This window comes from Empedobacter brevis NBRC 14943 = ATCC 43319 (assembly GCF_000382425.1).
GTDB classification, from domain to species: domain Bacteria; phylum Bacteroidota; class Bacteroidia; order Flavobacteriales; family Weeksellaceae; genus Empedobacter; species Empedobacter brevis.
The window spans coordinates 305,791-316,555 of the sequence record NZ_KB908294.1 but is presented as its reverse complement, the minus strand read 5'-3'; the positions used below and the strand labels follow the sequence as shown (position 1 = coordinate 316,555).

Here is a 10,765-nt window from a genome sequence, read left to right as displayed (position 1 = left end):
TAAAAAGATTAAATACTAATATTGATTTAATCGTCATAGAGAAGGTTAGTTAATCTTATTTGGATTATGGTAGTATACCGGTTGTGTGAATAAATAAAACAATAATGTCAAAGAAATAATAGGAACTAAAACCTATTTAAAAATATTAGGGTGACTATAGCTGCAGGGCTCACCTCTTCCCATTCCGAACAGAGAAGTTAAGCCTGCCTGCGCCGATGGTACTGTTACTTACGGGAGAGTAGGTCGTCGCCAGTTTTTAATCAAAAGCCTCAAGTAATTTACTTGAGGCTTTTTTTATGGAATAAAATAAAGGTTTTAGATAAGGAATCTTAGTAATTAACTTTACTCTCACTACTCACTACGCATACCTCAGTATCTTTAATCTAATTGCCAGATTGATATGGTTGGTTTAAAAAAGCCAGAACCAATGAGTGAAAAATAATTTGAAAAAATAAATTATGATTAATATTCATAAAAAGATTGGTATGCTTACTGATCTTTTTTTATTTTCAATTATATTTAAACATGTATAATTAAAGAGAATATTTTTGTTTTGAACAGAATCAATACAAGGTGATTTAATAGAATAAAAATGGAAATTCAATATTTTTTCGAGTTATTCGGAACACTTTTTTTTGGTATTTCGGGTGCTTTGGCTGCAGATGAAAAATCTGGAAACGATTGGTTTGGGGTAACCTTTATTGCATTTTTGACTTCTATTGGAGGAGGAACTGTTCGTGATATTTTACTTTCCGTTGAAATTATGTGGATTAAAGATGTTAATCTAATCTATGCAGTAGCTATTGGTGTTATTTTAGCTGCAATTTTTTATAAACCTTTATTAAAACTTCGGAAAACATTTATGCTTTTTGATACTCTAGGAATAGCATTATTTACTATCGTTGGTTTAGAAAAAGCATTGAATCTTGGAATTCATCCGGTCATTGCACCGGTTATGGGAATGTTTACCGCTGTTTTTGGTTCTATAATTCGGGATATGATGCTGAACGAAGTTCCGATTATCTTCAAAAAAGAGATTTATGCTTTTGCATGCCTTTGTGGTGCCATTATTTATATGATTCTGTGGAAATTAGATATAGATCGCAGTGTTAATTTCTTTATTTCAGGTGGTGCAATTGTTGCAATTCGTTTAGCTGCAGTTAAATACAATTTGGCTTTACCAAAGTTTAAAAGTCATTAATTCATCGAATCTAAATCGTTTAACTATCTTTGCGAATTAAATTTTATAAATGGAAATTCAATATATTTTCGAATTATTCGGAACGGTTGTGTTTGCAATTTCCGGAGCATTGGCAGGAGATGAAAGACAAAAACATGATTGGTTTGGAATTGCGTGTTTTGCTTTTATAACAGCAGTCGGAGGAGGAACTTTGCGCGATTTATTTTTAAATAGCTACCCATTAGTCTGGATAAAAGATATGAACGTAATTTATGCGGTTTTTGCAGGAATTTTACTGGCAGGTTTATTTTTTAAATATTTTTCTCGTTTACGTACGACATTAATGTTGTTTGACACTTTAGGAATTGCATTATTTACCATAGTTGGTTTAGAAAAAGCACATTCTTTGGGAGCAAATGATTTTATTTCTGTGATGATGGGAATGATGACGGCAGTAATGGGAGGAATGTTGCGAGATGTTTTGATGAATAGAACACCATTTATTTTTGTACAAGAAATCTACGCTACAGCTTGTATTGTCGGAGGAATTGTATATTTGGTTTTAGATGGCTTTGGACTTGATCGAAATATCAATTTTATTCTTTCAGGAGCAATTATTGCCGCAATTCGTATTGTAACAGTAAAGTACAATTTGTCGTTACCTAAATTTTATTAATCATGCAAAAAATACCATTTAATCAAGATTGTTGGACAGGAAGAGTGGATTCTGAAGATGGGGAACAAGGGCTGAGAATTTATCAAGTAATACGCGATTACAAGAATATTAAAGCGTCTAGTGTTCAACCAAAAGTCTTTGTAGGTTTCTGTTCGGAAGAAGGTGTAGAACGAAACAAAGGACGAATTGGAGCAAAGAATTCTCCAGATTTGATTCGTAAAAGTTTAGCGAATTTACCACTTCATTTTTCTACAACTGATTTTATTTACGATACAGGAAATATTATTTGTGATGATAAAAATTTAGAAGCTGCACGCGAAGAACAAATACATCAAATCGATAAAATAATCAAGAAAAATCATTTTCCTATTGTCATTGGTGGAGGACATGAAACTGCGTTGGGGGATTTTTTGGCTTTAGCGAAATCATATACAAATATTGGAATCATCAATATTGATGCGCATTTTGATTTGAGAATACCAAATCCGCAATCGACATCCGGTACGCCTTTTTACGAAATGGCAAAGTATTGTGAAGAAAATAAATTGAACTTCAATTATATTCCGATTGGCATTCAGGAACTTGGAAATACAAAAGCATTATTTAATCGTGCTGAAAATTTAAGTGTAAATTTTATTATGGCAGATGAAGTGCATTTGAATTTAAATAAGGTGTTAGAGGATTTGAAAATTGTTATCCAACAATTTGATGTGCTTTATGTTTCTTTGGATATGGATGTTTTCGATGCGGCTTATGCACCGGGAGTAAGTGCAACAACAGTGAACGGATTAACACCTTTTCAGGTTAAATATATTTTGAAGGTTTTAATGAATTCAAATAAAGTAAAAATATTTGATTTAGTTGAGTATAATTCGCTTTACGATGTGGATAACTCTACAGCGAAACTCTCTGCACAAATGATTTATGAAGTTTTAAGATGTTAATTCTGAAATATTTTACAATATTTTGTAACCTTTTTTAGTTATCTGCGTATATATAGTTAGAGGTGTTGATAAAACACCAAAAGGAAATCGATAATAATTTAAATAGGAGGGTTTTAGTTAAATGAGACAGCTTAAAATTACAAAGCAGGTAACAAATCGTGAAACTGCGTCGTTGGATAAATACTTACAAGAGATTGGTAAAGTAGATTTGATTACAGCAGAGGAGGAAGTAGAGTTAGCACAACGTATCAAAGCAGGAGATCGTGTTGCCTTAGAAAAATTAACAAAAGCAAACTTACGTTTCGTAGTTTCTGTTGCGAAACAATATCAAAATCAAGGACTAAGTTTACCGGATTTAATTAATGAAGGAAACTTAGGATTAATTAAAGCTGCACAACGTTTTGATGAAACTCGTGGTTTCAAATTTATCTCGTATGCGGTTTGGTGGATTCGTCAATCGATTTTACAGGCATTAGCAGAACAATCTCGTATAGTACGTTTACCATTAAATAAAATTGGATCAATCAATAAAATTAATAAGGCGTATGCTTTATTAGAACAAGAGCATGAACGTGCACCATCAGCAGAAGAAATATCTGAAGTATTGGACATGTCTGAAGGAGACGTAAAAGAATCGATGAAAAACTCTGGTCGTCACGTCTCAATGGATGCTCCGTTGGTAGAAGGAGAAGATTCTAATTTATATGATGTATTAAATATTGGAGAGTCACCATCTCCGGATGTACAATTAATGATTGAATCTTTACGTGTAGAGATTGAACGCGCGTTACAAACATTAACGCCTCGTGAAGCCGATTTAATTCGCTTATATTTTGGATTGAATGGTCAACATCCAATGACATTAGAAGAAATTGGAGAAACATTTGATTTAACTCGCGAGCGTGTTCGCCAGATTAAAGAAAAAGCAATTCGTCGTTTAAAACATACATCGAGATCTAAGATTTTGAAAACATATATCGGACGATAAAAAATATGAATCCAGCCAATTGGCTGGATTTTTGTTTATAATAATTTTCCGCTCAATAGAATAGCTGCAATAGTAAAGTAAATTATTAAACCGGAAACATCGACCAAAGTTGCTACAAAAGGCGAAGATGCAGTGGCTGGATCAAACCCTATTTTTCTCAAAATAAAAGGAACTAAAGATCCGGAAAGTGTTCCCCATAAAACAATTACAATTAAGGATAAAGCAACTGTTAAGGCAACATATAACCAATATTCACCATAGCTGTAAATGCCTAATTCCTGCCAAATTAAGATTCTGATGAAGCCAACAAAACCAAGAATTCCGCCTAAGATTAATCCTGAAGCAAATTCTTTTTTCATTACATACCACCAATCTTTTAATTTCAATTCTCCCAAAGCCATCGCACGAATAATCAGTGAAGCTGCTTGAGAGCCGGAATTTCCGCCACTCGAAATAATTAGAGGGACAAATAAGGCGAGTACAACAGCTTTTTCAATTTCCTGATCATAATAACTCATTGCAGAAGCGGTAAACATTTCTCCGATAAAAAGAATGACCAGCCAGCCAGCTCTTTTTTTGATCAATTCTGCAATTGGCGTTTTTGTATAGGAAACATCTAATTCTTCCATCCCTCCGAATTTCTGAATATCTTCGGTATCACGCATTTTCATTCGGTCCAGAATATCATCAAATGTTACAATTCCAACCAAAACATTATTTTCTGTGACAATGGGCATGGCAGACCTATCGTATTTATCAAAAACTTCTAACGCTTCTTCCAAAGGAGTTGTAGTCGTTAGAGAGACGAAATTATGATCAATCAGATCCTCCACTTTTGTTTCTTCATCAGCTAAAAGAATTTCTCCGATTTTTAAATCATCCAGTAATCTGTTTTTACCATCCACAATGAAAATATAATTCAATGTTTCTGCTTTTTTACCATACTTTTTGATGTGGGCTAATACCTGTTTTACGGTGTAATGTTCTTTGACTTGTATATAGTTAGGCGTCATCAATCGGGCAATAGAATCTTCTTTGTATCCAATCAAATTCAGTGCAATGGCACGCTCTTCCGGATTCAAAAGATTAATGGAATGTTTGATTAATTCATCAGGGAAATTTTCAAAAAGTTCCGTTCTGTCATCAGGATCCAGGTTGTTTAAAACTTCTGCTAAATCCTCGTCAGTTAAACTTTTTACAACCTCATATTGAACATCAGGTTCAAAATAGGAGAATACATCTACTTTATCATCATTAGAAAGCAGGTAAAAGGCTATATTTCTACTTTTTATGTCTAATGCAGTTAATTGTTCTGCAATATCTGCCGGATGTTGATTAAGCATATTATTTTCCATAAATTTGTTCTTTTTTATCCCGATCTGCAAAATAAGGCTTTTTAGGATGAAGAGAGGTAAAAGGTTAGCTGTTTTTAAGCTAATTTTAATGTAGAAATAATTTATGCGCAAAACAGAGAATCAACAAATTGAACATTTTATAAAATCTGCTGAAATAGATGAGCGATTTGTTGGCATTTGGTCAGGGACAGATCACGGAAAATTTTTTAAAGGGGAAACCAACAGCTGGTTAGTTCATAGAAAAGCGGATGGTACGATGACCGTTAACTTCAAAACCATTCATAGTGATGACCGTGTCACGTTTTCCGAAGATGAAGGCATTTGGTGCGCTGTAGGCGAAGATTATTATGAGTTTAGAGAATCTGATGAAAAGGCAGATCATTATACCTATTTATTTTTATCCAAAGATTCGATTCATTTTATCATTAATGAAGAATTGAAAGAAGAGGAACCTTATAATTTTATAGACAATAGAGTATTTTTAGATTAAATCATAATTTTTTAATCACTTTTTCTGTTATATATTTATTGATTAATTAATACAGAACATGAAAAAAATATTATTAACTTTTTTAGTATCAACTTCCTTATTTGCACAAGAAAAAACTACAAATTTATTTAATGTAAATGCAAGTGTCATAGGAATTGGTGTTCAGTTCGAAAAATCATTAGGAGAAAAATATACAGGAGTTGCTTCACTAGATTATATAGGAGGATTTATGTATAGTTATAGTGATTATTCAGGAAGTGATTTTGATTACGTTTTAACGACTCGCTTTGCTCTAGAAGGACGCTATTATTACAATTTTGATAGAAGAATTGAAAAAGGAAAGAATACGACGAATAACTCTGCGAATTATATTGCTTTCAAAACTGTTTTAATTCCAGATTGGTTCACAACATCGTCTGATAATTTGAAAATAAATCCTCAAGGTGCACTTACGTTGAATTATGGATTGAAACGTTCTTTTTCTAAAAAATTCTTTTATGAGTTCTATACAGGTTTAGGAATTTCACTGTATGAAGAAGATCGCATTTATTATGATGAAAATGCCATGGATTATAGAATCAAAAACTCAAGTAAATCTGGTATTGCGTTAGATTTAGGGTTTCGGGTTGGGTATAATTTCTAAAAAAATATAAATCGTTGCATTTTCAACGATTTTTTTATTTCCTTACCTTTGCATCACAAATACAAACAAAACAAAAAAATATGGCAATAGTAGCGCCTTCAATTTTAGCAGCCGATTTCGGAAATTTAGCAAAAGACATCGAAATGGTAAATAATTCACAAGCTGAATGGTTTCATCTAGATGTAATGGATGGAGTTTTTGTCCCTAATATTTCTTACGGAATGCCAATTATTGAAAAAATTAATTCTTTAACTGACAAAGTTCTTGACGTACATTTAATGATTGTTGATCCGGATCGTTATATTTCAACGTTCAAACAAGTTGGTGCAGATATTTTAACCGTTCATTATGAAGCTTGTACCCATTTGCATCGAACAATTCAAGCCATCAAAGCTGAAGGAATGAAAGCAGGTGTGGCGCTTAATCCTCACACGCCTGTTTCCGTGTTAGAAGATGTGATCAGTGATGTAGATTTAGTCCTGATTATGAGTGTTAATCCAGGGTTTGGAGGTCAAAAATTTATTGAAAATACTTACAACAAAGTTTCTAAATTAAAAAAAATGATTCATGAAGCCGGGGCAAATGTTATCATAGAGATAGACGGCGGAGTTGGTGTACAAAACGCTTCAAAATTGGTTGAAGCCGGAGCAGATGCTTTAGTTGCAGGTTCGGCCGTATTCAATGCTGAAAATCCAACAGAATATATTGCGGAATTGAGAAAAGCCTAATAGAAATAGTATTGAGAGATGGGAAATTAGAATTGAGAAGTTCTTCTTTTTCCTTCAATTCTTTTCAAAAGAATTTAAAAACTGAATCAGAGATGGTTCAGTTTTTTATTTGGCGTTCCCTTCGGGCGGGCTTTTTGTTTCAATCTTTGCTTGTTGCAAAGGATTTCCACTTCAATCCCTAACGCGATTCATTTTATTTTTTAAACAATCACTGCTGTTTCATTATGAGGCAGTCAAAAAAACAAAACGAATGTACTAAATTCTTAACTTTGTTACATGAATTTCGCGAAAGACAACTCTAAAAAGAGTTATACAATTGATCAAATCAAAGATAAAATGGCAAAATATTGCCTTTATCAAGATCGTTGTCATTGGGAAGTTGAAAAAAAGCTTCGTGAATTTGATTTGATTCCAGAAGCAAAAGATGAAATTTTATACAAATTAATCCATTATGGATTTCTGAATGAGGAGCGCTTCGTTCATAGTTTTGTTCGTGGAAAAGTCAATCAAAAAATGTGGGGAAGAAATCGCCTTCGCCAGGAATTAAAGCTGCGCCAAATCCATCCAAAATTAATCGATAACGTGTTTAAAGAAGAAATCGATTTAGACAAATACTGGAACAACTTATTGCATTTAACCCGAAAAAAGTTCAATTTACTTACTTCTGAACGCGAATCTTTCAAGAAAATAAATAAAGTAAAAGCTTATCTGGCTTACAAAGGATATGAATTTGATTTGATGAACGAAGCAATAGAAATCGTACAATCTGAAGGCGACTAACAATTCATCTTCAAAAATCGACAATTCAGTCAATTCGTTTTTAGGAATTATCTTTCATCCATTAATTTTATTCCATAATTAAAATACACATTATGGAAAATTTAGTGAAAATCATCATCTACATTCATGCTTTTTTCGGTGGAATTGGTTTAATTTCAGGAACAGTTGTGATGGTGATTAAAAAAGGAAACGCAATTCATAAAAAAATGGGAAAAGTATTTTCAGTAGGAATGTTGGTTAGTTCAATTCTCTCCCTTGTTATTTGTGTTTTTCCACATCACCACAATTCTTTTCTACTCATGATTGGAATTTTTACGATTTATATGATTTTGATGGGGAATAGAATCTTGAAATATAAACGGAAAAATTACGAGAATAAACTGGATAAAATAATTTCAGGAACCATGTTTTTAATATCAATTGTGATGATAATTTATGGATTGCTTCCTCTTTTTTCAAACCATGGAATAGGAATACTTTTTCTTATTTTCGGATTTTTGGGTGGTTTTATGTCTTACCGTGATTTTGTTTTATATAATAATCCGGAGAATTATAAAAAATGGACCATGAATCATGTAGGAAAAATGGTAGGGGCTTATATTGCTTCAGTAACAGCTTTTTTGGTTGCTGGAGCCGGATTTGGAGGCAATATTTATTTTTGGATTGTACCTTCAGTCATTGGAACGATTTATATTTTTTCGTGGTCAAAAAAACTGAATAAAAAAGTTGCAGTGAATTGATTATCTTTAATCAAAACACTTGTATGAAGAATTTATATTTTTTACTATTATTCATTCTTTTTGTTCAATGTGAGCAGCCGAGTAATCAATCTGCTAAAAGTTGGGAAAACACAGATGAAATTAAAGCAGATTCTGTTTTTAAAGATAAAGAAACCGAGGAAGCTATAAAGCAAGTAATTGATATCGCTGAAAGAAATGATGTAAGACTTTCTTCTATAATAATTTATTTTGCTGGGAATAGATTATATGTTTTTCCAACAAGAGCGCAACAAGATTGTTTATTTACTCCTCGTTATGAAAGTAATTATAAGTATAACAATCGAGATTATTATTATGTTTTTTATCAAGATGAAGAAATGATAAAGGAGTTTGTAGAATTAAAAGATATGACATATTATAAATTAGATCTACAACCTACAATTTGTGACCATGTAAATTATACATTTAGATTGGATTGGGATGAAGGATATGCTAAATATGAACTAATTGCGGTATCAAAATATCAAAATATTATTTTAGAAGAAGATAGTAAATATTTTCCTTTTTGGGAAGTTGTTGAGCAAGAACCATTTATTCATCCTAATGATGTAAAATAAAAAAACGAATTTCGAAACTCGAAATTCGTTTTTACTATTTCTAATATTTACCTAATTCTTCTTCAAAAGCTGCCAAATAATTTGCCAAATGCAATCCATCAACAAAACCATGATTGGCTTCTACAGAAACAGGCATATACATTTTATGGTCTTGTAAATAGGCTTTTCCGAAAATAATACGTGGAATAGATTCTCCTGTTCCATAATTAGCTGGTTGTACTAATCCTGTAAATCTCGACCAAGGAAAAGTAGAATGACGAACTAGTCCTATTGTAATTTCTTCATTTTTGATATGAAGTCCAACAGAGTTTTCAACACTTTGTATTTGTTCTTGAAGTTGTGCATTAAATTCATCAAAGTTTTCGGTGAAATTCATTAACGCAAATCCAAATGTCCCGTCTTTTCTGCCTATTGTAGTTCCGCAATCTAAATGTTCATACACAAAAATCTCATCGTTTTCTATACGGTATTTAAATTCTTGAATTTTATTTTCTGCAAGCATCGAACAATGTAAATAAATGGCAAAAAACGAAAGATTATTTGCCTTTGCATACGTATACGCTTTGGAACATTCAACCTCAGCAACGACACCGACATACGGATTATCCATTTTCGAAAACATTTTAAAATGTTCTGTCCGATTCCAACCTTCAGGATTAAATTTTTGTTTCATTGCAGCAAAGTTAAAATAGGATTCACGAACTTTTAATTCTTTTTTGTTGATATGCATCACCTACCACATTTAATGTTACTCCGAAAATAATCATGAAAATTCCTAGGGCTAAACTCATCGAAAAATTTTCTCCAAAAATAATCACACTTACCGCAACTGCTACTACAGGTTCTGATGCACCAAGAATAGAAGTGGCTGTAGAACCGATATTTTTTATTGCAAAAATTAAAGCAATACTGGAAATTACAGTTGTCACAAAAGCAAATGTAAAAAAGTTGAATGTTAATTCTAAAGAGGGTAAAATGAATGACTCTTTTTGGATGAGCATTTTTATTGCATAATAAATTGTTGTGAACAGAAAAGAATAAAAACTTAATGTAAAACCTTTAATTTCTCTTGCGCTGGATTTATTTACAGTAATTATGTATAATCCATAACCTAACGCACTGATAAATACAATTCCTAATCCGATCGGGTTAAGTTTAAATTGCCCGTCTTTAAAACTCAGTAAAAATATCCCGGCTAACACAAAAGCAATAGCAGCGATTGTAGAAATTGTAATTCTTTCTTTAAAGAAAACAACCATTATAATGGCAACAATTAAAGGATAGACAAACAATAATGTGGAAGCTATGCCAGCCGATAAATAGTCGTAACCTAAGAATAATGCATCTGCAGAAATGCCATATAATAATCCCAATACAATTAAAACAGGAATTTGTTTGGAATGAACTCTAAACGACTGTTTTTTGACGAATAAATAAACTCCGACAATTAAAGCAGAGAAAAAGAAACGATAGAACAAGGTGGTGTCTATCGAAAAATTAGCTTGTTTAATGGGTAAAATAAATAATGGAATTAACCCATAAGATATGGATGAAATCAATCCATATGCGTATCCTTTGAATTTCATTTTTAATAGAAAAAACGAAGTTCGAATTTCAAACTTCGCAATTGATTAGTATTTGTTAA

The 10,765-nt window shown here is 32.2% G+C and carries 13 protein-coding genes and 1 rRNA gene; 11 read left to right on the top strand and 3 right to left on the bottom strand.

What is annotated here, in order from left to right:
* Positions 1–146: 146 nt before the first annotated feature.
* The 5 genes from rrf to H277_RS0108560 all read left to right on the top strand — a co-directional run bounded on the left by rrf (position 147) and on the right by H277_RS0108560 (position 3,788).
* Positions 147–255: ribosomal RNA gene (gene rrf / locus H277_RS0108580) — 5S ribosomal RNA — on the top strand.
* 337 nt (positions 256–592) lie between these two features.
* On the top strand, positions 593–1,201 hold the full coding sequence (locus H277_RS0108575) for a trimeric intracellular cation channel family protein (protein WP_019975179.1): 609 nt from the start codon (positions 593–595) through the stop codon (positions 1,199–1,201).
* A gap of 49 nt (positions 1,202–1,250) precedes the next feature.
* The gene (locus tag H277_RS0108570; protein ID WP_019975178.1) at positions 1,251–1,856 is read left to right on the top strand and encodes a trimeric intracellular cation channel family protein; all 606 of its coding nucleotides are present in this window, start codon (positions 1,251–1,253) and stop codon (positions 1,854–1,856) included.
* 2 nt (positions 1,857–1,858) lie between these two features.
* A complete protein-coding gene (hutG, locus tag H277_RS0108565; protein WP_019975177.1) occupies positions 1,859–2,800 on the top strand; it encodes a formimidoylglutamase in 942 nt (313 codons plus the stop codon).
* A 121-nt stretch (positions 2,801–2,921) separates the two neighbouring features.
* On the top strand, positions 2,922–3,788 hold the full coding sequence (locus H277_RS0108560) for a sigma-70 family RNA polymerase sigma factor (RefSeq protein WP_019975176.1): 867 nt from the start codon (positions 2,922–2,924) through the stop codon (positions 3,786–3,788).
* A gap of 35 nt (positions 3,789–3,823) precedes the next feature.
* On the opposite strand, the gene mgtE is transcribed toward H277_RS0108560, so the two are convergent.
* Positions 3,824–5,143: a magnesium transporter gene (gene mgtE, locus H277_RS0108555; protein WP_019975175.1), complete on the bottom strand. Its 1,320-nt coding sequence runs from the start codon at positions 5,141–5,143 to the stop codon at positions 3,824–3,826.
* A gap of 103 nt (positions 5,144–5,246) precedes the next feature.
* On the opposite strand from mgtE, the gene H277_RS0108550 reads away from it, so the two are divergent.
* The 6 genes from H277_RS0108550 (at position 5,247) to H277_RS0108525 (ending at position 9,120) form a co-directional block, all read left to right on the top strand.
* Positions 5,247–5,633 (top strand): hypothetical protein, encoded by a 387-nt coding sequence (locus tag H277_RS0108550; RefSeq protein ID WP_019975174.1) that lies wholly within the window; start codon positions 5,247–5,249, stop codon positions 5,631–5,633.
* Positions 5,634–5,691: 58 nt separating this feature from the next.
* A complete protein-coding gene (locus tag H277_RS0108545; protein ID WP_019975173.1) occupies positions 5,692–6,276 on the top strand; it encodes a hypothetical protein in 585 nt (194 codons plus the stop codon).
* Between the two features lie 80 nt (positions 6,277–6,356).
* Positions 6,357–7,004, top strand: coding sequence for a ribulose-phosphate 3-epimerase (rpe, locus tag H277_RS0108540; RefSeq protein WP_019975172.1), 648 nt, complete (start codon positions 6,357–6,359; stop codon positions 7,002–7,004).
* A gap of 276 nt (positions 7,005–7,280) precedes the next feature.
* Positions 7,281–7,784: a regulatory protein RecX gene (locus tag H277_RS0108535; protein WP_019975171.1), complete on the top strand. Its 504-nt coding sequence runs from the start codon at positions 7,281–7,283 to the stop codon at positions 7,782–7,784.
* Between the two features lie 92 nt (positions 7,785–7,876).
* Positions 7,877–8,524, top strand: a complete 648-nt coding sequence (locus H277_RS0108530) for a DUF2306 domain-containing protein (protein WP_019975170.1) — start codon at positions 7,877–7,879, stop codon at positions 8,522–8,524.
* Between the two features lie 23 nt (positions 8,525–8,547).
* On the top strand, positions 8,548–9,120 hold the full coding sequence (locus H277_RS0108525) for a hypothetical protein (protein WP_019975169.1): 573 nt from the start codon (positions 8,548–8,550) through the stop codon (positions 9,118–9,120).
* Between the two features lie 40 nt (positions 9,121–9,160).
* Here H277_RS0108525 and H277_RS0108520 read toward each other — a convergent pair whose 3' ends face one another.
* Together H277_RS0108520 and H277_RS0108515 are read right to left on the bottom strand one after the other, a co-directional pair.
* Positions 9,161–9,850 carry a CatA-like O-acetyltransferase gene (locus tag H277_RS0108520; protein ID WP_019975168.1) on the bottom strand — a complete coding sequence of 230 codons (690 nt, stop codon included), beginning with the start codon at positions 9,848–9,850 and terminating at the stop codon, positions 9,161–9,163.
* A complete protein-coding gene (locus H277_RS0108515; RefSeq protein WP_019975167.1) occupies positions 9,816–10,706 on the bottom strand; it encodes a DMT family transporter in 891 nt (296 codons plus the stop codon). The genes H277_RS0108520 and H277_RS0108515 overlap by 35 nt, the downstream gene beginning before the upstream one ends.
* Between the last annotated feature and the right edge of the window lie 59 nt (positions 10,707–10,765).